General features: G+C 69.9%; 16 protein-coding genes and 5 pseudogenes. 15 read left to right on the top strand and 6 right to left on the bottom strand.

Features of this window, described 5'->3' with window-relative positions; translation table 11 throughout:
* Positions 1 to 533 precede the first annotated feature (533 nt).
* Positions 534 to 2,294 (bottom strand): S8 family peptidase, encoded by a 1,761-nt coding sequence (locus OHS82_RS03225; RefSeq protein WP_057574916.1) that lies wholly within the window; start codon positions 2,292 to 2,294, stop codon positions 534 to 536.
* A gap of 469 nt (positions 2,295 to 2,763) precedes the next feature.
* Here OHS82_RS03225 and OHS82_RS03220 point away from each other — a divergent pair, with 469 nt between their 5' ends.
* Entirely contained in the window at positions 2,764 to 3,333 is a 570-nt protein-coding gene (locus OHS82_RS03220; RefSeq protein ID WP_057574917.1) for a hypothetical protein, read from the top strand.
* Positions 3,334 to 3,355: 22 nt separating this feature from the next.
* On the opposite strand, the gene OHS82_RS03215 is transcribed toward OHS82_RS03220, so the two are convergent.
* From OHS82_RS03215 to OHS82_RS03200, 4 genes and pseudogenes are all read right to left on the bottom strand, one after another.
* Positions 3,356 to 3,808, bottom strand: a complete 453-nt coding sequence (locus OHS82_RS03215; RefSeq protein ID WP_057574918.1) for a DUF5707 domain-containing protein — start codon at positions 3,806 to 3,808, stop codon at positions 3,356 to 3,358.
* Between the two features lie 284 nt (positions 3,809 to 4,092).
* On the bottom strand, positions 4,093 to 5,148 hold the full coding sequence (locus tag OHS82_RS03210) for a hypothetical protein (RefSeq protein WP_057575215.1): 1,056 nt from the start codon (positions 5,146 to 5,148) through the stop codon (positions 4,093 to 4,095).
* Positions 5,149 to 6,544: 1,396 nt separating this feature from the next.
* Positions 6,545 to 6,933, bottom strand: a pseudogene (locus OHS82_RS03205) (MerR family transcriptional regulator); the annotation flags it as partial.
* A 66-nt stretch (positions 6,934 to 6,999) separates the two neighbouring features.
* A complete protein-coding gene (locus tag OHS82_RS03200) occupies positions 7,000 to 7,965 on the bottom strand; it encodes a helix-turn-helix transcriptional regulator (RefSeq protein WP_328433215.1) in 966 nt (321 codons plus the stop codon).
* A 92-nt stretch (positions 7,966 to 8,057) separates the two neighbouring features.
* Here OHS82_RS03200 and OHS82_RS03195 point away from each other — a divergent pair, with 92 nt between their 5' ends.
* From OHS82_RS03195 to OHS82_RS03150, 10 genes and pseudogenes are all read left to right on the top strand, one after another.
* On the top strand, positions 8,058 to 8,426 hold the full coding sequence (locus OHS82_RS03195; RefSeq protein ID WP_057574920.1) for a VOC family protein: 369 nt from the start codon (positions 8,058 to 8,060) through the stop codon (positions 8,424 to 8,426).
* Between the two features lie 489 nt (positions 8,427 to 8,915).
* Positions 8,916 to 9,278: a MarR family winged helix-turn-helix transcriptional regulator gene (locus OHS82_RS03190; protein WP_057574921.1), complete on the top strand. Its 363-nt coding sequence runs from the start codon at positions 8,916 to 8,918 to the stop codon at positions 9,276 to 9,278.
* Positions 9,275 to 10,708, top strand: coding sequence for an MFS transporter (locus OHS82_RS03185; RefSeq protein ID WP_328433214.1), 1,434 nt, complete (start codon positions 9,275 to 9,277; stop codon positions 10,706 to 10,708). Before OHS82_RS03190 ends, OHS82_RS03185 begins: the two co-directional genes overlap by 4 nt.
* Before the next feature lie 33 nt (positions 10,709 to 10,741).
* Positions 10,742 to 11,035, top strand: a complete 294-nt coding sequence (locus OHS82_RS03180) for a DUF1330 domain-containing protein (RefSeq protein WP_328433213.1) — start codon at positions 10,742 to 10,744, stop codon at positions 11,033 to 11,035.
* A gap of 272 nt (positions 11,036 to 11,307) precedes the next feature.
* The gene (locus OHS82_RS03175; protein WP_057574923.1) at positions 11,308 to 11,847 is read left to right on the top strand and encodes an ArsR/SmtB family transcription factor; all 540 of its coding nucleotides are present in this window, start codon (positions 11,308 to 11,310) and stop codon (positions 11,845 to 11,847) included.
* On the top strand, positions 11,844 to 13,172 hold the full coding sequence (locus OHS82_RS03170) for an MFS transporter (protein ID WP_328433212.1): 1,329 nt from the start codon (positions 11,844 to 11,846) through the stop codon (positions 13,170 to 13,172). The genes OHS82_RS03175 and OHS82_RS03170 overlap by 4 nt, the downstream gene beginning before the upstream one ends.
* Positions 13,169 to 13,357: pseudogene (locus OHS82_RS03165) on the top strand (MBL fold metallo-hydrolase); the annotation flags it as partial. The gene OHS82_RS03170 and the pseudogene OHS82_RS03165, both read left to right, overlap by 4 nt.
* Positions 13,358 to 13,555: 198 nt before the next feature.
* Positions 13,556 to 14,140: a dihydrofolate reductase family protein gene (locus tag OHS82_RS03160; protein ID WP_328433211.1), complete on the top strand. Its 585-nt coding sequence runs from the start codon at positions 13,556 to 13,558 to the stop codon at positions 14,138 to 14,140.
* Positions 14,137 to 14,550 carry a VOC family protein gene (locus OHS82_RS03155; RefSeq protein WP_057574927.1) on the top strand — a complete coding sequence of 138 codons (414 nt, stop codon included), beginning with the start codon at positions 14,137 to 14,139 and terminating at the stop codon, positions 14,548 to 14,550. Before OHS82_RS03160 ends, OHS82_RS03155 begins: the two co-directional genes overlap by 4 nt.
* Positions 14,551 to 14,975: 425 nt before the next feature.
* Positions 14,976 to 15,461 carry a VOC family protein gene (locus tag OHS82_RS03150; protein ID WP_057574929.1) on the top strand — a complete coding sequence of 162 codons (486 nt, stop codon included), beginning with the start codon at positions 14,976 to 14,978 and terminating at the stop codon, positions 15,459 to 15,461.
* A gap of 283 nt (positions 15,462 to 15,744) precedes the next feature.
* Here OHS82_RS03150 and OHS82_RS03145 read toward each other — a convergent pair whose 3' ends face one another.
* On the bottom strand, positions 15,745 to 16,770 hold the full coding sequence (locus OHS82_RS03145) for a S66 peptidase family protein (RefSeq protein ID WP_057574930.1): 1,026 nt from the start codon (positions 16,768 to 16,770) through the stop codon (positions 15,745 to 15,747).
* A 217-nt stretch (positions 16,771 to 16,987) separates the two neighbouring features.
* Here OHS82_RS03145 and OHS82_RS03140 point away from each other — a divergent pair.
* The 4 genes and pseudogenes from OHS82_RS03140 to OHS82_RS03125 form a co-directional block, all read left to right on the top strand.
* A pseudogene (locus tag OHS82_RS03140) lies at positions 16,988 to 17,223 on the top strand (transposase); the annotation flags it as partial.
* A 314-nt stretch (positions 17,224 to 17,537) separates the two neighbouring features.
* On the top strand, positions 17,538 to 20,084 hold the full coding sequence (locus OHS82_RS03135; protein ID WP_328433210.1) for a hypothetical protein: 2,547 nt from the start codon (positions 17,538 to 17,540) through the stop codon (positions 20,082 to 20,084).
* A 177-nt stretch (positions 20,085 to 20,261) separates the two neighbouring features.
* A pseudogene (locus tag OHS82_RS03130) lies at positions 20,262 to 20,593 on the top strand (transposase); the annotation flags it as partial.
* Between the two features lie 98 nt (positions 20,594 to 20,691).
* Positions 20,692 to 20,939, top strand: a pseudogene (locus OHS82_RS03125) (zinc ribbon domain-containing protein); the annotation flags it as partial.
* Positions 20,940 to 21,000 lie beyond the last annotated feature (61 nt).

The raw sequence follows: 21,000 nt of genomic DNA, 5'->3' as shown, positions 1-21,000 counted from the left end.
CCTACCGCCGAGACCTGGCCCCCCTCGCGGACGCCGTCGCCGGCTGTGGGCTGCGGGGGCGTACCGCATCAGGAGATGACGCTGGGAGCTGATGTGACCTCGGGGCCGCGCCGGCCGCGAGCGGCAGTTCGACATGACCAACCCGGGGCCGAGGCTGAGACGGCGGCCGCCCCCGCGGTCCGGGCCGGATCGACGGACCGCCTCTCGGGTCGGCCGGTACTCCGCGGGGCCGGGGCGCGCCGCCGTGTCCCCGCTGCCCGTACAGGCAGCGGGGACACGGCACTCAGCTCCTCAGGGACGCACGCCGAGCTGGACACCGGCCCACGCTGCCCTGGCCCCAGGCCGTCCCGGCCATCCTGGACGCCTCCGGCATGGTGGCCTGACCGCGGCGCATACCGCTGCCAGGCCCATATGCCCTCCGCCGCCGAGCAGTTCGCACCCTTGGCCGTACAGACCTCAGCCTGCCTCGTCGGCGGCCGGGAAGCTGTCGTCGGCGCAGTGCGTGCTGTACCCGGGCGTTGCAGGGCCCTGCGCTAGAAGGTCAGGTTCCAGGCGTCGATCTTGCCCGTGTCGGAGGAGGCGTTGTCGTTGACGCGCAGCTTCCAGGTGCCGTTCGCGACCTCCGAGGAGGCGTTCACGGTGTAGGTCTGGGCGATGTTGTCCGCGCTGCCGCCGGCGTGGTTGTGCAGCGTGTAGACGGTGCCGTCCGGCGCCACCAGGTCGACCTTCAGGTCACCGATGTAGGTGTGCTTGATGTCCACGCCCACCTTGAGGGTGGCCGGGGCGTTGCCGGTCACGCCGGTGACGGCGATCGGGCTCTCCACGGTCGCGTTGTCGTTGACGGCGAAGTCCGCGAGGTTCTCGAAGTACTTGCCGGGCGGCGGGGTGGTCCCGACGGCTTTGAGCGCGTCGACCTGTCCCTCGCCGAAGAACGAGTTGTCGGCCGTCGTGCCTGTGCAGCGGCTGTCCGAGGGGCAGGCGATGTCGTTGGCCTGGGCGGCCAGCTTGGCGCGGATCTGCGCCGGGGTGATGCCGGGGTTGGCGCTGGCGATGAGCGCCGCCACGCCGACCACGTGCGGGGTCGCCATCGAGGTGCCGCTCTTGCTGCCGTAGCCGCCGCCGGGGACGGTGGAGTACACGTTGCTGCCCGGCGCCGCGACGTCGATGACGTCCTGCCCGTAGTTGGAGAACGAGGCCTTGGTGACCCCCGTGCCGTTGGCCGCGACCGTGACCACGCCAGGCAGCTCGGTCGGGATGTCGAGGCAGGCGTTGGTGATGGTGCGGGTGACCGGCGTCGAGTCGTTCGGGCTCGCGGAGTCCGTCGTCTTGTGGGCGAGGTCGTAGTTCTCGTTGCCCGCGGCGGCTATCTGGAGGGAGCCCTTGCCCTCGGCGTACTCCTGGGCGCGTTTGACGCCCTCGATGATGGCGGCCTGGTCGATGTTGTCCGGGCAGTTGAACTGCCACGGGTCCGTGTAATAGCTGTTGTTGGTGACCTTGAAGCCGTGGTCACCGGCCCAGACGAAGCCGCAGATGGTGTTCTCGGCGAAGAAGAAGGAGTTGCCCGGCTCGGCGACCCGGACCGCGGAGATCTTCACCCCGGGGGCCACGCCGACGACGCCCTTGCCGTTCTTGGCCGCGGCGATGGTGCCCGCCACGTGGGTGCCGTGGGTGTCGACGTCCCGCCAGGCGCCGGCACGGGTGTCGGGCTTGCCGTAGGCGCAGGAGACCGAGTCGGCCGCGTCGAAGTTGGGTGCCAGGTCCTGGTGTTGATCGTCCACACCGGTGTCCAGGATGCCGACCGTCACGGAGGCGGAGCCCGGGTTCACGGCCCAGGCCTGGTCGGCCTTGATCTGGCTCATGTCGGCCCGGACCGGTTCTCCGGCCGGCGTCGCGGCCTGGGACGGATTGGCCGGCAGCGCCGGGTTGTAGGCGTCGGCCGGGACGTCCGAGGTGCGCGTGGCGCCGACCTGCTGCACGCCGGCGACGCCGCGCATGGTGGCCGCGAATCCGCTGGACGCCGAGTGGGCGACGATCACGCCGATGGCGTCGAAGTTCGAGAAGACGGTGCCGCCGTTGGCCGCGATCGCGGAGCGGACCGCCGAGTTGTCACCGGGGGCGGTGATCACGAGGTAGGCACGCGTGCCGGCCACCCAGGTCGCACTCTGGGAAGCCGGCGCGGCGGCCGGAGCGTGGGGCTTGGCGGCCGACGCGGTGGAGGGGCCGATGGGGAGCGTGCCCGCGAGGGCGCCGGGGGCGCCGAACGCGAGGGCGGCGCCGAGCGTGGCCGCCAGCACCAGCGTGCGTCTAGGTCGGCTGGATATGTGGGGTCTCAATGCGTCCTCCGGAGACGGCCCGGCCGTGCTGAGGGCACCGGCCGGGCCGTACGAAACGAGTGGTGGATGCAAGATGTCAGACGCGTGCCGCTGTGCGGAAGTACCTTTCCGTGCGGGGGCGTTGTAGGGGCATGGCTGAAAAGAGACATACTCCGGCCATCGGGGGGGGGTCCACCGGGAGCTCGGTGACATCGACGCGCCCTGGCGTACGCCGCCGGCCTCGAGCGGGCCGTCCTGCGGCGAGCTCTGTTCAGGCCTGCCATTTCCCCGTGTCGGGCGGGGCAGCCGTCGCCCAGGGGCTGTCCGCCCGGCGCCATCCGTGATCTCTTTCTCCCCCTTACCGATCAGCCGCCACCCGCCGCACCCCGACTGGGCTAGGTTTCCGAACGGCCCGAACTCCGGGCCTCACGAAGGGGGTTGAAACCACTCGATGAAGCGTCACGGCACCGTCTTTCCCCGCCCGCTGCGCAAGGTCGCCGCAGTCGTCACGGCCACCACGGCGGCCGCCGCCATGACACTGGCGCTCGCTCCGTCCGCCGCCGCGGCCACCTATCAGTACGACTGCCGTCGCCTCGCGGGCGCCGGCACGTACAGCAACCCCCTCGCCCTGGGCAATGTGACGGGCCGGACCGTGGTGGCCGTGAACTGCCCGCCCCTGACCTCCGGCGCGGGCTATGCCAACCGCTATTTCAGCTTCACCCTCACCAGGTCGGCCCGCGTCCCGTCGTACGCGGGCGCGTCCTTCGTCCTCAACCGTACGCAGAAGTCCGCGGTCAACCCCTCGCTCGCCCGCGGCCCTTACACCATCATGCATACGAGCGCGGGTCTGTGGACGTACGACCGCAGCGGTGTCTTCAACGGCCGGTACCTGCCGCTGGCCCCTCTGCCCGGCGGTGGCGTTCTCCCGGCCGGGACCTACCGGCTGAACACGCAGAAGCTCGACTCGCCGTTGCGATCGCTCAGCACCCCCTGGTTCAACGTGGTGGTGGCCGCCCTCTGACCTCTCCACGGCTGTGTTCGGGTCATTTGACGATGAAGTCGGCTGCCTCGGTGTTCAGGGTGGTGGTGCCGTTCCGCGCGGTGGCGAGAACGGCGATGTGCCAGACGCCGCGCGGGGACGACTCGGCGTCGGAAGCGGTGGCCTTGACGGTGTAAGTGCAGTTCACGGTGTGCTTCTTGAAGGGCTTGCAGACGGCCGAGTCAGCGTCGGTCATGTCTTTGGCTGTCAGCTTGTCCTTCGCGAAGGACGAGTTCTGCGGCCATGCCAGCACCTTCACGTCCGTCACGCCGGAGGACGCCGTGACGGAGGTGGTGAAGGTGAGCGCGCCGTCGTGGTTGCCGTCGGGGGCGGTGTAGCGGGCGGTGCTGTGCGTCAGCGCCGGAGGCTGCTCGCCGGCGTAAGCGAGAGCGTACGCACCGGCGCCCACGAGGACGACGGCGCCGGCGGCGACGGAAAAGGCCATACGTCGGGACATGAGATTCTCCGCAACTGTCTCAACTGGATCGGGCCGACGCTCGTGGTCCGCGCCGTCGCACCGATACTCGCCTCGCGAAGGTCGGCCCGGCATGAGGGAGCGTACTCAGCTCGGTATGAGTACGCCTGCCTGCTCTCCCGCTCGGTGCAGTCACGGGCTGCACCTGCCAGAGCCGACCCGGTCGGTCACGGGATGAGTGCGTCCAGGGCGGGGCCGCCGGCCTCGCCGCACACCGCCGCGCTCGCACGGTGGTGTGCGGCGGCCCCTCACGATCCGGGAACGGCTCATTGGATCAGCTCGATGTGCGGGTGGTCCGGGGATGCCGGGCAGACGTGCAGCTGCAGACCGTAGCCTCGGGCGAGATCGAGCCTGGTCGGGTTCCACGGTGCGGGATCGGTCGTGGACGACGTGGAGCGGGCTTGGTCCTCGTGGGGAATCCATTCGGGATCGTGGGAGTTCCATTCGGCCGAGGCAATGGTCAGCAGCGGATCCATCTCGGCGCCGCAGGAGGGGCAGAGTCGGGGCTCGGGATCGGTGAGACCCCAGCGCGTCCATCCACCGACCTTCCAGCCGGGGGCGACGGACAGCCTGGCCGCATAGAGCTCACTGTGGAAATCCTTCGAGCAGGGCACGTCGGAGCTGTCCAAGGCGGTGCCGGCTGTCTGCCAGTTGCGCCAGTCCTCCAGCTGCTGCTGGAGCTCCTTGCTCAGTTCCAGGAAGTCGGGGTATTCGGTGATCTGCTCCGGCGCGAGCAGGCACGGCTCCGGCAGGTAGCCGGGGAACTGGACAGCGGGCGGCTCGGGGGGTGCCTCGAGAATGTCGGTGACCGCCGCGGCGGACCGCCAGAACAACGCGGTCTCGGGCTGCGCGGGGTGGTCGAACGGGCACCACAGCACTTGGAGCAGATCCGCCTCGGCCTTCCCGGGCGGGCGCAGCAGGGGTACGTCGCGTACGTACAACTGGGCTACGGGCAGCAGGGCGATCGGGCCCTCGGGCCATGTGCGGTCGGCCTCGAGCCGTTCTTCGAGCGCCGGCTCCTTGTGCGTGCCCTTGGCCACCGAGGGATCGCCGCCCGGCCCGTTCGCCGCCGCTGCCCGGATGCGTCGCAGCTGCCGTACGTCCCCCGGTGAGAGGATCTCGTTCACCTGGTCCCACTCGTGCGGTTTCCCGCAGTGCGGCCACGGCTCGTCGGCGGGCCACAGCAGCGGCCCGCCGACGGAGCTGTCGTACGGCGTGGGCGACCCCGGTCGGGGATGCAGTCGGGTCGCCGTGCGTGCCAGCGGGGCCAGTTGCGGGACGACCGCGGTGATGTCGACCGGCCGCGGCGGGGTGGTACGAATGCGGAGCGCGGCGGCGATGCTCCCTGCCCGCTCGGCGCACACCGACCGGATCTCGTCCAGCAGTTCGGGATAGTGCTCGCCGTACGTTTGCAATGCATGCCACACCGCGTCCAGTGCTGCAGTGAGCGGGGCGGACCCGGCTGCGGCGAGCACGGCGGGAAGAGCGAAATGAGGTTGTGAGATCTGTCCCGGGGGTACGCGGCGTGACGGCAGGGTGTGCCACCACGACGACCGTGTGCCCCGCGTTCGCGGTCGGTGGCGGGACGTACGGCGGTCGCTCCGGAGGTATCGCTTCGCCTACCGACCTGTCCGGTACGCGAGGATCGGAGCGCAGGGTCTCCCGCATGAGGGCCGGGTCGTCGAACGGCGGCGGCAGGGGGCGTCCTTCTGCCAACGCGGAGAGCGCCTTGGCGACCCATGGCACATCGGTCAGGCCCGCAGCCTCGCAGGCCCGCCGCGCTGCCACCAGTGCCACTGCACCCTGCACCTCGGGACCCACGACATCGAGGGCGTGCACCAGGTCGCTGTCGAAGCGGAGCAGACCGAGGACGTTGCTCTCGCGGGCACCTCGCAGCCTCTCGCTCGGCAGCCGTCCGCCCCACTCCCACTCGTCGTAATGCAGCCGGCGCTCTTCGGCCGCCCGCTCGGCTCGCTCCTCGGCGGCCCGTTCGAACAGCTGGCGAGTCAGGCGTTCGGCCTCGGCAAGCTGTTCGGGCGTACGCGCCGTCGCACGTGCGTAGTCGTGCAACTGCCCGGCCGTCCGCGAGGTGTGGCGGATCACGCGGTCGGGGCCGGGTGGGGCGGGCCAGAACTGCAGGAGGTAGCTGTCTGCCTGCGGCTCCCCGGTCACTCTGGTGGGGAGTTTCACTCCCTCGTCCATCCCCCGGGCGCAGTACCGGACCCGATAGTCGGTCCGGGTGAGATCCAGGTCCCACGCCGCCTCGCCGTCCCACTGGATCAACCTTGTGCGTTCCGACTCGGGACGGAAGGACACCTCCATCACGTCCTCCCAGGCCGGGTCCAGCACAGGGGCGTCGTCGTGGACTTCCACGACGAATCCGACGTCGCCCGAGTACAGCGCGGTGGGCAGGAGGATCACACCCGGGACCGCAGCCCCGCACAACCCCCCGTTCTGGCCTGCGAACGCCGTCGAGAGGTCCGGCCTGGCGCTGTCCGGATCGCTCTCGACGTAGATCTGACGGTCGTGAACACGCACCTCGCCTGCGACCGACCTACGCACAGTGCTCCCCTCGTCGAGGACGGCCTCGGAGCCCCCGTCGGGCAGGTCGTCGCGTGTCTCGCATCATGCCGCAGACCACTGACAACACGTCCGACGACGCCGAGGCCGGCGGTGACATCGGTGATGCGGCCACCGGCCGGTCAAGGGTGACCCGTGGACGGCGACACTGTCATCGAGTGCCTGCTCGGCGTCATCGATGCGGTCGGAATCCTCCCGCAGGCTGGGATGCGTGGCCAGGACGAGAAGCGGGTGGCGTGGACGGCCGCGCCGAGCGGGCCGAAGATGCGCTCAGTGACCAGCAGACTGTCCAGGTCGGCCTGACGGAGGGAGCCCTCGGGCAGGCTCTTGAGGCGTTCGGTGACGATGTCGGAGAGCAGGCCCATCCGGCTGCCTTCGGCGCGCATCCGCTGCACGGCGGTCCGTTTCCGCCGCAACTCCGCCTCCTGCTCGGCGGGGGTTTCCTCCAACCGCTCCAGGACGCCCGCGATAGCTTCCCCGCTGTCCGAACCGGCGGAAGCCGTGCCGGTGGTAAAGGCGTCAAGGACCTGCAGTGGCATCCGCACGACGGCAGGCTGAGGGTTCACATCCGGTCCGCCTACAGTTGTTGCGGGTCAGGACGTTGGTGACCGCGCATAGTGGTGGGCAAGGTTGGTGGCGAGGTCGCGGAGGTGAGCCCTGGCCTCGGTGGGGCCGTGCACAGTGATGGCGCTCCCGAACGGCAGCAGTGCTCGCACGTCCTCCAGATGCAGGAAGCGGATTGTCACCTTGTGGCCGGTGGCGGATTCTTCATGGTCGTCCCGGACGAGTCGTAGGCCGAAGATCCGTTGCGCTCGCTCGATCTGGGTCTGGTCGATGGTGGCGCTGACTTCTATCGCGTGGTTGTGTTCCCACTGAGCAATGAGCGCTGCAGCGACGGTGGCCAGGGTCTGGCTCTCGCGGATCCGTCGAGGCCGGTCGACTTCTTGCCACGTCGTGATCCGTTCGAGTCGGTACATCCGTGGCACTCGGGCACAGTCGGCGACGAGGTACCAGATGCCGGCCTTGGCGAACAGCCCGTAGGGATCCACGAGGAGGTCGCGTGACCATGACTCGCGTGGGCTGTCGTACTCGATCCGTAGCCGGCGACCTCGCCGCACCGCGCCGATCAGCGAAGCCGGAGTCGTGCCGAAAGCTCGTGCCTGATGCCAGGGACGGCTGTCCACGTGCACTACGTCGGTGAGCGGCAGGAGCTCATGAACTCGACGTGACTGTGCAGCGGCGATCTTGGAGAGCGCGCGCCGGCTTTCGGCCGATGCGTTCAGTTCCGCACGTTGCTTCTCATCCAGCCCGGTGAGCGACAGATGATCACGCTCGCCCGGTGTGAGTCGCGTGAGGTCGAGTCCGGATCCGGGAAGCATGGTCACGCCTCCGAGGCGCCCCCGGTGTGCGGTCACCGGCAGACCGGCGTCGCGGAGCCAGTTCAGATCCCGGGTGATGGTTCGAAGGGACACCCCGAGCGCTGAGGCGAGTTCCTGTGTGGTCACGGCATCCCTCGATGCGAGGAGCAGCATCAGGGCGAAGAAGCGGTCCGGGGTCACACACCGATTTTCCCGGGAATTGCGACAGGATACGGCGCATATCCCGGTCAGGCTGGTGGATGCGTACCCACCACCTGCCAGAAGGAACAACCATGCCCACCACATCCGTCGTGTCCATCGTCTACGTGAACGACGCTCCCGCCGCAGCTCGTTTCTACGGCGACCTCCTCGGCATGAGCCCCTCGTTCGAGACTCCGGGATACATCACCTTCGACCTCGGTCCAGGCGCTGACCTCGGTCTGTGGTCTGGCCAGTTCGAGGATCTGTCACCGGACGTCCCGCGCACCGGTGAGGTGTGCCTGGCCGTCGACGGTGGACCCGACGAGCTCAACGCGACCTTTGAGCAGTGGCAGTCCAAAGGTGTCACGATCCTGCGCGAGCCCCATGATGCGGGGTTCGGGCCGACCTTCCTCGCAGCCGATCCCGACGGGAACCGTATCCGCGTCGCACCGCTGGACTGAAAGGCCGCGATGCGGCAGGCGCGCACGACAGGTGTCGCGCCTGCCGTCGTCTGACGTCGAGAGGACGTCGAGTGCCCCACGCGAATGCGTCCTGAGCGTCGGGGTCGGGTGATGGGAAGGGGGTGCGACGGCTGTTGTCTCCTCGCCCGGGCGAAGGTCTGGTTCGCCGCCCACGGCATCCATCACATTCACCGGTTCCTCACCGACTACGGCGCTTGCTACCGCTGCGGCGACTTCGCCCCGCATCGTCGGGCAAGGCACCCGGCATCAGAGAACCAAGCCATGCGCACTGCGGCACAACGCGCCGCGACGTCACCGGCTCCCGGCGGCCGAGGCCGCCCGAGCCAGGTCCGTTTACATAAACTGTGAATATAAAAATGCTATGCTTCTGGCATGAGTCGTCAAGACACCGCTCCTGGCGCGTCCGCCGCCATCGGGGCAGCCCTCTACGGCCTGGCCACTCGGGCCGCGAGACGCCTGCCCCGGGACATGAGCCTGACGTCCGCCGCCACCCTGGCCACCCTGGACCGGACCGGCCCGCGGCGCATCACCGATCTGGCCGCGGTCGAGGGCGTCACCCAGCCCGCGATGACCTCCCTGGTACGGGTGATGGAGGAGTCCGGCCTGGTCGAGCGGCGGGGAGACGCGTCCGACAAGCGGGTCACGCTGGTGTGCCTGACCGAGGCCGGCGCCTCCTATGTCCGGACGCGGCGCCAGGCGGGCGTCCACGCGTTCGAGCGGTTGATCGGCGAGCTCACCGGCGACGAGGTCGAGGCGCTGGTGGCGGCCCTTCCGGCGCTGAAGCATCTGGCGGAGATCGAAAGTCAGGACCGCGAAGGGCCGAAGCAGTGACGGAGCAGCCGGTCGGCGGGGCCGCGGTGAAGGCGTTCCCGGCGGCGCGTTCCGAGGCGCGGCTGCTGGTCCCCGCCCTGATGTTCATCGCTCTGGTCGTGGCGGCGGTCGCCAGCCTCGGGACGCCCCTCATCACCAGCGTGGCGACCTCGTTCCACGTCTCGCTCGGCAGCGCGCAGTGGACGCTGACCGTCGCGCTGCTCAGCGGCGCAGTCGCCACGCCGGTGCTGGGCCGGCTCGGAGCCGGCCCGCACCGGCGGGCCACGATCCTCGCCACGCTGGCGGTCGTCGTCGTCGGCAGCGCGCTCACCGTGCTGCCGCTGCCGTTCGCGTGGCTGCTGGCCGGCAGGGCGGCCCAGGGCGTCGGGCTCGGGCTGACGGCGCTGATGATGGGCGTGGCCCGGGACCACCTCCCCGAGGAGCGCAGCGCGGCCGTGATCGCCCTGATCTCGGTGGTCTCGATCATCGGGGCCGGCGTCGGCTACCCGCTGGCCGCACTGCTCGCCGAGCTCGGCGGGGTACGGGCCGCCTACGGCCTCGGCCTCGTCGTCACCGGCGCCGCCCTCCTGACCGCGTGGCGCTCCATGCCCGAAGCTCCCGAAGGCCGCTCCGCCCACGTGGACGTGGCAGGCGCGGTCGTCCTGGCCGCTGCGCTGCTCCTGATGCTGTTCCTCGCCGGCGAACGGAATCTGTGGAGCCGGCACCTCGCCCTGGCGGCGGGCCTCGCCGTCGTCGCGGTGGTGCTGCTCTGCGTCTGGGCCGTCATCGAGCTGCGCAGTACGACGCCCCTGGTCGATGTGCGGGCGGTGCGGCACCCGGCGGTCGCCGGGGCGAACCTCGCCATGTTCGTCGGCGGGATCGGCATGTACCTCCTGCTCACGCTCATCACCCGGTACGCGCAGACGCCGCACGGCGCCGGTTACGGCTTCGGCCTGACGACCTTCGTCGCCGGGCTGGTCCTCATCCCGTTCTCGGTGCTGGGGTTCGTCGCCGGCAAGCTCACGCCGCGGGTCCGGACGCGGATCGCCGGCCCCCTGGTCCTGGCCGGCAGCGCCGTCGTGGTCGGGGGCGGATTCGCCCTGTTCGCGGCGGCCCGGTCGGACCTGGCCGAACTGTTCGTGGCGATGGGCGTGCTCGGCTTCGGAGTCGGCGGCTTCTCGGCCGCGATGCCCGGCGTCATCCTGGCCGTCACCCCCAAGAGCGAGACGTCGAGCGCCATGAGCTTCAACTACGTCGTCCGCAGCGTCGGGTACTCCCTGGGCAGCGCCATCGGCGGCCTGATCCTCACCGCGGGCACCGGCCCCGGCCACCTCTTCCCCGACGACAGCGCCTACACCACCGCGGCGCTGGTCGGCATCGGCGCCATGGCGATCACGACGCTGACAAGCCTCGCTCTCGCCCGCCGACGCTCGTCCGAGACCAACCCGTAAGTCAGATGCACTCATCCCCACACTGGAGGTTCCATGCCCAAGGGCTACTGGGTCAGCGTCTACCGCACCATTTCAGACCCTGAGAAGTTGGCTGCTTACGACAAGCTGGCCGGTCCGGCCGTCAGGGCCGGGGGCGGTCGGGTCCTGTCCCGTGGCGGTCGGGTCGTGGCGTATGACGCCGGAATCGCCGAGCGCACCATCCTGATCGAGTTCGACAGCTTCGAGCAGGCCGTCGCGGCGCGCGAGAGTGCGGCCTACCAGGAGGCACTGGTCGCCCTCTCAGACGGCGTCGAGCGCGACTTCCGCATCGTCGAAGGCGTCGACTGACCGGGGTGTTGGACAAGTCCATGGCCGGGTTCTGATCCGCTGCGGCGCGGACCGCCTGTCGATGTCCTGAGCGTGTCGACCGATGCTCACTGGGACGGGGATCACCGCGCGGATGCCGCACTCACACTCACGGAGGCACTCAAGGAGTCGCTCGCGAAGGGCGTGCAATGAGCACGCTTTGTCGGTCGAGACCCGTGTCTGGCCGGGCCGGCTGCGAAAGCCTCAAGGAAATCCCCTTGCGCAATGGTCAAGAAACGTTGACCATTGCGGGCATGCCTACCGATGATCTGCCCGAGACGTTCCACGTCACCACGGACGAGCAGCTACGTGCCGTCTCCAATCTCACGCGTCACCGGATCATGGGCGTGCTCCGCTTCGAGCCCGCGACGATCACGCAGATCGCCCAGCGGGTGGGCCTTGCGAAGGGGAGTTCCAGCTACCACGTGCGACTGCTCGAACGGGCCGGCCTGGTGAAGGTGGTGCGGACGCGGAAGGTCCGGGGCGTCACTGAGCGGTACTACGCCATGGCCGCGCGGTCGATCGTGCTGCCGGATCCGGGCGAGGGAGGGCCGGATGTGCTGATGCGGCATGCGGTGGCGGACCTGGAGGCAGCGCCGGCGAACGGCGAGCGGCACGTACGGATGGCGCATCTGCGGCTCACCGAGGAGCAGTTCGCGGAGTTGGCGGTGCGGCTGGAGGTACTGGCGGACGAGTACCGGGAACTGTCCGATCCGTCGCTGCCGGACGCGTCGCTCGTCTTCGCACTGTTCCACCCGACACCGCGCGAGCACGCCGAAGGAGACGCCAAGTGACCTCAGAAGTAAGGAAGTTGCCGACCGGCTTCGGACGGCTGTGGACCGCGCAGACGGTGTCCTCCCTCGGCGACGGGGTGTCGCATGCCGCTCTGCCGCTGCTCGCCTTGACGTTGACACGGGACCCGATGGCGCTCGCCGTCGTCACGGCCGCCGGAACACTGCCGTGGCTGCTCTTCGGGGTGCTCGGCGGTGCACTGGTGGACCGTTGGGACCGTCGGCGCACGATGTGGGTCGCGGACACGGTGCGTGCGGTGCTGCTCGCGATACCGGCGGCAGCGGCCGCGCTCGATGTGCTGAGCATCCCACTGCTTGCGGCCGTCGCCTTCCTGCTCGGCCTCGGCGGACTCTTCTTCGACACGGCGGCCACGGCCTATCTGCCGGATCTGCTCGGCCGCGACCCCGTATTCCTAGAGCGCGCCAACTCCCGCCTGCGCGGCACCCAGACCGCCGCCTCCGGCTTCGCGGGGCCGCCCGCGGGCAGTGCCCTGCTCGTGCTCGGGCGGGCGTTTCCGCTGCTCGCCGACGCGGTGTCGTTCGCGTTCTCCGCACTGCTCGTAAGGTCGCTCCCTGCCGCACCCCGGCCCGTACCGCAGGCCCGTGAGTCACTGCTGCGGCAGGCGCGGGCCGGCGCCTCGTACGTGTTCCAGGATCGGTTGCTGCTCGGGCTCGCGCTGCGTCCGGCGGTCGGGAACGTCGCCTTCCTCGCCGTGGATACCGTACTCGCCCTCTTCGCGCACGACCGTCTCGGCATCGACGCCTTCGGCTTCGGCCTGCTCCTCACGGCGGAGGCCACGGGCGGTCTGCTCGGCGCGGGCATCGCCTCCTTCCTCGGCCGACGACTCGGCACCGGCACCGCGCTGACCTGCACGGCCGCAGTCGAGGGACTCGCCATCCTGGGCCTTGCCGCCGCCCCGAACCCGTACGTCGCCGGCCTCGCGCTTGCCGTCTGCGGAGCGGGCATGGGCGCCACCATGGTGCTCGGTCCCTCCCTCCGACAGGCGATCGTCCCCGCCCGCCTGATGGGACGGGTCGCCTCCACCTCCCGCATGCTCGCCATGTGCGCAGCCCCGTTCGGTGCCTTCCTCGGCGGCTGGCTGGCCACCGCCTACGACGTACGGACCCCGCTCTGCACCGCCGCCGGCCTCCTCCTCGCCATGACCGCCGTCACGGCGACCATGACCAGCAACCGCCGGGTCGAGGCGGCGCTGCGTGCCGCCGCTCCGTCCAACGGTCCAGATCACCCGGTGTCCAAGGACCCTGCCCAGGAGAGTGCACCCGGCATGATGGGGCAGGACGTCAGCCAGGCCGGCGTCAAGGCGTGAGGTCGCTCGGCCCGCTCCAGCGGCATGTGAGGCTGGATGAGCTTGATGCGATCTGGATCTCGCATCTCCATGCCGATCACTGCGCGGACCTGCTCACTGCGTACTACGGCGCGCTGTACGCGGACATGCACCTCGTAGCGCCGATCCCTCTCTACGGTCCGCCTGGAATCGCTGACCGGCTGGCCGAAGAGCCGCACGGCCTGAACGATCGCAGTTGATCCACGGGGCATGACGTCTGCCCCCCCCTCAGCCCGGCAACAGGTCGGCGTGTCGGGGCCGATGAGTCTGCGGGTTGCGTGAAGTCTTTCTTGTGGCAAGCCCGCCCCGTCGGGGCATCAGGGAACGCCGGATCCCGGTGTCATGGAGGAGAGACGGAGGTCAGGATGAACAATCCGATTCGGCTGTACATGTCGATGTCGCTCGACGGCTATATCGCCGGTCCGGACGATCGGCCGGGGCAGGAGCTCGGACGCAACGGTGGACGGCTCTTCAACTGGCTCGACGACCGGGAGTCCGACGGGCCGAGCGGCCAGGTCTACCGCGAGGCGCTGGCGACCGGCGCGCTGATCTCCGGCCGTCGGACCTTCGAACTCGCCGGGCGCTGGAAGGGCGATCACCACGACGGCGTGCCGATCTTCGTACTCACCCATCACGTGGATGACGGGGATGTGCCACCGGGCCACGCGCGTTTCGTCACCGATGCCGAGGACTGTGCCCGTCAGGCTCGCGCCGCCGCAGGGGACCGGCCGGTCATGGTCCATGGGGCGGGGGCGGCCCAAGCACTTCTGCGAGCCGGGCAGGTGGACGAGCTGGAGATCCACCTGGTCCCGGTCCTCCTCGGCGCCGGTCGACGACTGTTCGATCACCTGGGCGGCGATCACATCGAACTCGACCTCGTCCGACGGCTCGAGGACCGAGACGTCACGCATCTTCGCTACCGGCTGCATCGACCCGAGGAGGCCGCGTGAAGACGCTCTTCGTCTCCTACCGCGTCACCGACCTGGACCGCTCGCTCGGTTTCTACAGCGCCTTGGGCTACGCCGAACTGGGCAGGGTCGAGGGCGGCGAGGGGGCACGCCTGGTGATCCTCAAATTCCCCGACGAACCGGCGGCCTCCCTCGAACTGGTCCACCGCCCCGGCGAAAGCCCGGTCGACGTGGGCAGTGGTTTCGACCACCTCGCGATCCAGGTGGAGAGGCTCGCCGCCACCCTGGAGACGCTGACCGAAGCCGGCCTGAGGCCAGGCCCCCTCCAGTACCCGGGCGGTCCTCGCGGCCCGAAGACGTCGTGGCTCACGGACCCGGACGGGTACCGGATCGAGTTGGTGGAGTGGCCGTCCGGACATCCCGACGGCATCACCGCAGCAGACTTCGCCTGAGGCGGCCACGGTCAACCATCTGGTCCGCAGGGCGAGACCGGTCACGCTGATCCAGCTCGACCAGGCGACCGGTGACTTCGTGCTGCCGCAGGCCAAGCCGGCCGAGGTGCTCGAAGCGCTCCACCTGGACGCGAGGAACCACGCGCGCCCTGCGGTGCGGTTCGACGACGCGCTGACGCAGCTGTCACGCACACCCTGCTTCCGCCCGGTATCGTCCGTCGGCCCGCAGCAACTGACGTCGGGTACGGCCGGGGTGATCATCCGTTGGCTCCGTCGCCACATGACCACCCACGCCGCCGCCACGGCCCGGACGGCCACGCGGGGCAGCCCTGCGCGCCCGCGCTTGACCTCAACCAAGCTTGAGCTTCTAGGTTCGTTCCAGTGCCGCAGGAGCTGACCAGCGGTGCCTTTCAGGGAGGTTCGTGATGGCCGAGAGCACAGCTCATACCAAGATTCCCGACCGTTACCGCTATGCCGTGATCCCGCACATCATGGTCGACGACGCCGCCGCGGCGATCGACTTCTACCAGCGGGCGTTCGGCGCTCGCGAGGCCTTCAGGGTCGATGCTCCGGGCGGCGGAATTCTGCACGCCGAGATCAGCATCGGACGCTCCGTGCTGATGCTGGGCGACGCCAGTGTGGACGAGGCGGAGGCCGGCTCCTTCGCCGCGCCGACCTCGCTCGGCGGTGGCACCTCCGTCACGCTGCATGTCTTCGTGCCGGACGTCGACAGCCTGGCGCAGCGCGCACAGGCTGCCGGCGCCGAGATCCTCCAGCCGCCGACCGATATGTTTCACGGTGACCGCACTGTCATCCTCAAGGATCCCTCGGGTCACATGTGGGTGTTCTTGACCCATGTGGAAGACGTCTCGGAGGAGGAGCTGCGGCGACGGCTGGCCGCCGCCGGGTGACCAGGCGCGACCCCCCGCCGGATGGCTCTGCCGACCGTTCGGCGGCGCGACCTGCTGCTGTCCCTGGCAGGGCCTGACGGCGTGCTCCGCCCTGGCGGGCTGCCGGCATGTGGCGGGCCCGGCTCGCAGCTCAACTCGTCTATGCACTGAGGCAGTTCCGCCGGCCCCGGCGAACAGGTACCGCAGTAGGCACCTCGAAGTAGGGGGAGGGACAGGTCTTCGGAGTTCACCCCTGGCGACCTGTATGAGCTGCCGAGGCCGTCGGCACGCTGGTCCGCCTTGCTCAGGCGCCCGGTTGCCCGGTCAGCGTGAGCGGGCCTACCGCTGGTTCGAGCAGTGACAACGTCCGCTGCTGCGCGTCGAGAGCAACACGGACCCCGACGGGCATCGGCAGATTCGGGCCGGCGTGTCCGAACTCGACGTTGCCCAGGACCGGAATGTCACGGTCGCCGAGGACATCGAGGACGATCTGGCGCAGGGTCGGGGACGCGTCGGGCGATTCGAGTCCGTCGATTCCGTCCGGGATGCCCACGACCATGCCGGAGATCCGGTCGAGGATGCCGGCGTGCCGCAGTACCTGCAGATAGCTCCACACATACGCTGCCAGGCCTCCCGCCTCCTCCCAGAACAGCACCGCGCCGTCGAACCATTCGAGCGGCAGCGCGTAGGGCGTCGCCTGGTTCAACACGATGCGGTTGATCACTCCGCCGATCAGCCGGCCTTCGGTGCGACCGGCGCGCCAGCACTCCCACGTCGGGGTGGCCGGCAGCGCCCCGATCGGCTCGGTACCGGTCAGCAGCGTCGAGTAGAGCTTCTCGAGTTCCGTTCGGCGTGCCGCAGTCGCGCGCTGCCAGTGTCCGCCGAGTCCGGGGGTGGCCAGGTCGGTATGGAAGCCGACCAGACCCGTGCGCGCGTAGAGCACCAGATGGAGCAGGGAGATGTCGCTGAAGCCCAGGATCGGCTTGGGGTCGGCAGTGATGGCCTCGAAGTCGATCAGATCGAGGTATCCGAGCGCCGTCTGGCCGCCGTCGTGCGCGATGATCGCGCGCACCTCGGGATCTCGCAGAAGAGCGTTGAGCTCTTCGGCGATCTCCGCCGGCCGAGCCGCGCTCCACCAACGCTGCCGCCGTCCTTCAAGGAGCGGTGCCCGACGCACACGGAATCCCATCCGCTCCAGCACGACCACTGCCTGCTCGAGGGCGGGTTCGTCGACGGCGTGGAGCGGCCCGGACAGCGATGCGACAACGACGAGATCTCCTGGTCTCAGGGCACGAGGTCGAAGCGGTTGAGGCAGTGCAGGCAGGGTCACTGAGAGAGCATCCCGATTTCCTCAGCAGCACGCGACACATTTACCGAGGGACCGACGGGCCCCGCAGCCGCCCACCCTGGCGACCAGTGGGGCAAGCACCTCGTCGCCCAGCTCGACTCCGTCGAGTCCACCCTCGATCTCGTCGCCGGCTCATGACCTGCGGCGGGACCACCGCCCTGCGGGCGGCCTCACCGCACTCGCTCCAAGGCACCCCGCCATGCGCCGACTTCGCTACCCCTTGGACACCGTCAACGCCGAACGGCCGCTGCTCGATAGGCCGTTACCCACCCCGGCCTGCAAGACCAACAAGGGGCGGCCGGCCGGAGAACACTCCCGTCGCGAGATCGTCGACGCGTTTCGAAACGTCGTGGACACCGGATGCACATGGCGGGCCCCGCCTGCGGAATTCCGCCCTGGCACACGGTGTGGGGGTTCATGGCCCGCTGGGCAGCCGGAGTGCGATGTCGGTGAGCGTCCTGGTCCAGCCGGTGCCGGAGTCGCCGGTGAGACACGGCTTGAACCAGCGCCGGGTGAGGGTGGGTTCACGGTTGTCGAAGGAGTCGCGCCTGCCCCGACGGCCGTTCGTGAGCCCGGCCGGGGGAGGGGGCGCCGACGGCGGGTCGGCGCTCGGGCGGAAGCCACCGCGGCACCGGCGTCCCGGCGGAAGTGGCCGCGGACTGCGCGCCCGTAGTGGGCCCCTGCTTCCAGGCGTGTCGGGTCGGCGGGTTATCGTCCCACTGCTTGTTCATTTTTCTCACAGGAGCCCCATGCGCCTCAGACAGGTCTCCCTGGCCGCGACATCCTCGCTTGTGGCCGGCCTGACCACCGTCACCGTCGGAGTGGCCGGCTCCGCGGTGTACGCCGACGATACGACCGCGCTGCCGCTGTCCGGTTACGCGCACCTGGTGGTCGACCCCGCCCACCGGCACGTCTTCGTCAGCCAGGGCGTCGGCTCGACCGGCATCGTGGTGACCGATCTGACCGGCACCCCTGTCACCACCGTTGCGGGGGAGCAGGGCGCCACCGGTCTGGCGCTGTCGCCCGATGGCGGCACTCTGTACGCGGCGCTGGCGGACGGCGGCGCGATCGCCGCGATCGACACCGCCACGCTCACCGAGACCGCACGTTGGTCCACCGGCGCGGGCAGCTCGCCAGTCTCCGTCGCGGTGGCGGGCGGCCGCGTCTGGTACGGCTACACGGCCGACGGCAAAGGCGGCATCGGCTCGGTCGACCCCCTCGCGCCCGCGCCGGCAGCGATCCCGCAGCCTGCCCTGTCGCACTGGACGAACGCACCCCTGCTCGCCACGGGCGGCGACGTGCTCGCGGCCGAGGAACCGCAGGGCAACCTCAGCCACGTGGCGACCTTCGGCGTCGCTTCGGGCACGGCGACGGTCACGGCGGACACCCTGGTCCACGGCGGCACGGCAACGGGACTCGCCGTCACCGGCGACGGGACGCGGGTGCTGCTGGCCGCCCCGCAGCAGCTCGCCCTGCAGGCGTACCGCAGCACGGACCTCGCGGCCGCAGACCCAGCCGCGTACTTCACCGGCGGCTCCGGTTCCGCGCCCGGCTCGGTGGTCGTCGACACCGACGGCACGGTCGCCGTCGCCGGCACCTCCGGCGTCTACCTCTACGCCGGCACGAACACCCTCGCCGAGAACCACCTCACCATGCCGTCCGGCACGGTGGCCCCGGACGGCCTGAAGTGGGGCGCCGGCGGCACGACCCTCTACGCCGTCACCAGGAACTCCTCGGGTGCCTACAGCCTGAACGTGCTGGGCGCCCCGAAGCTGACGGACAGCGAACTCGCCCTGCGGCACCCGCAGTACGCGGTGCCGACGGAGCGGTACACGGTCAGCGGCTCGCTGAGTACCCGCGGCCTCCTGCCGGCCGGCGCCGCGCTGAAGGTCACCCGCGACGGCACCGACCTGCCGGACACCACACTCGGCGCGGACGGCGTGTTCACGTTCACCGACCTCCGGCAGGACGAGGGCACATACACCTACCAGGTGGCGTACGCCGGTGACGCCACCCACCGGCCCGCGGCGGCCTCGCTGATCGTGAACGTGACGAAGCTGCCCACCGATGTCGTGGGCACCGACATCACCTCGGCGAACCCCGACTCTGTCGTCCTCGCCGGCCGCCTCATGGCCCAGTTGGGCCTGGGCGCCTTCCCGCAGGGCACCACCGTCCAGGTGGACCGGCGTGACGAGAGCACCCAGCAGACCGTGCCGCTGGGAACCGTACCTGTGGACCCGGCCACCCTCCGGTTCACCGTCACCGACGCCCCGGGCGTCGCCGGCCCGTTCACGTACGTCTTCACATACGCCGGGGACGCCACCCACCAGCCGTCCGACAGCGGCATGAGCCTCGTGGTCGCCCCGTATGCCCCGGCGCTGACGATGAGCGCCCCCGCGACCACCGTCCGAGGGGCGGCCCTGTCCTTCGGCGGCAAACTCGGTGACGGCCCGTACGCCGTCGGGCGGACGGTCACCGTCTCCCGCAAGGACGCCGCCCACAGCACCCCGGTGACCTGGACCACGCCGGTGGCCGCCGACGGCACCATCACGGTGAAGGACGCCCCCGACATCGGCGGCGCCAACACCTACACCGTCACCTACCCGGGTGACGCCTCCCACCAGGCGGCCACCGCCGTCGCCACCGTCCAGGTGTCCCGCGCGGCGACCGCCCTGACCGTCACCAGCAGCGCGCCCTCATACGCGTACGGCGCGACGGCCACCGTCACCGCGCACCTGGGCACCACATACAACGGCCGCACGGTGTCGATCTATGCCACGCCCTACGGCGGGACGAAGACCCTGGTCACGACGGGAACCGTGGACGCCTACGGCAACCTGAAGACCACCTACAAGGTCACCCGCAACACGACCTTCACTGTGTCCTTCGCCGGGGACTACCGCTACGCGCCCGCGACGGCCACCCGCGCCGTCAACGGCTACGCGAAGATCGCGACGTCGCTCGGCGGCTACTACACAAGCACCACGTACAGCGGCAGCACCTACCGTGTCTTCCACAAGACGGCGAAGCCCACGGTGACCGCGACCGTCACGCCCAACAAAGCCGGCCAGTGCGAGCGCTTCCAGGTCCAGCAGTACTACAGCGCCGCCTGGCACACGCTCACCACGTCGGGTTGCTACCCCCTGTCGTCGACGAGCAGCGCGAAGGCACAACTCAGCCTCACCAACGCACTCAACCAGAAGTTCCGCGTCCGCTCCGAGTACGAGCGATCCACGAAGGACCTCAGCAACGTGAGCACATGGGGCGGCTGGCTCTATTTCGTGGTGCGCACCTGAAACCCGTGACCTGACCGAGGCCGCCCGGACGACGCTGGGCTGTGCCCGGCCGTGTGCAGCCTGGAGTACGCCGCAGTGGCCCTGTTGGACTGGGGCCCGGCCGGTGGATGATGTGACTCCTCGGGTTCGAGCCGTCGGCATGTTCATAGGCGTTGAGATCTCGCGAACGAGGAACGGGTGCGGCTACGGCCGCATCTGCCGAAGTCCGTTCGGCGGGGCGGGCGTTGGGCTACTCATCGCAGGGTGATCGACGGGGTATTTCCTTCCGGCGGCGCACCCAGGTGCCTTGGCAGGATCTGCCCGCGCGGCTCGGAAGTCGAAGACCGTGTACGAGGGGCGCAGACTCTGGTCGGCGGACGGCACGTGGGACAAGATCTTTTGCAGCCGTCCTGGCCCACGCCGACACCGAGGGACGCATCGACTGGTCCATGGTGTCCGTGGACTTCACCACCTGCAGGGCCCACCAGCACGCAGCAGGAGCGCGCAGGAGATCCCCACCTTTCTGCGGCTGACGTGTGGTCTGCCGCATGACCAGGCCTTTCTCCAGTTCGCCGAGACGGGGCCCCAGACCAGGATGATCGGTCCGCCGAAGCTACTGGTGTGCGGCCTGCACAGGCTGTCGACTCGACTCGTCCGTGAGAACCAAACGGTCGTGATCGAGGACGTCCGCGCATGGACGTGCGACGACTGCGGCGCCGTGCACGACCGCGACGTGAACGCGGCACGCAACATCCTGGCCGCCGGGCTGGCGGCGTCTGCCTGTGGAGACGGTGTAAGACCTCAACGGGAGTCCTCTGGGCGGGGCGGTCGTCGGTGAAGCAGGCACCCCAGCGGGCGACCGCTGGAATCCCCCGTCTTCAGAGGGGGGAGGAAGTCAAGATGCGAAAAAGAGGCGGAGTTGAAGGCCAGGCGGTTC

The organism is Streptomyces sp. NBC_00425, assembly GCF_036030735.1.
GTDB lineage: Bacteria > Actinomycetota > Actinomycetes > Streptomycetales > Streptomycetaceae > Streptomyces.
Note: the sequence above shows the minus strand (reverse complement) of the source record. Positions and strands in the feature narration are given on the sequence as shown.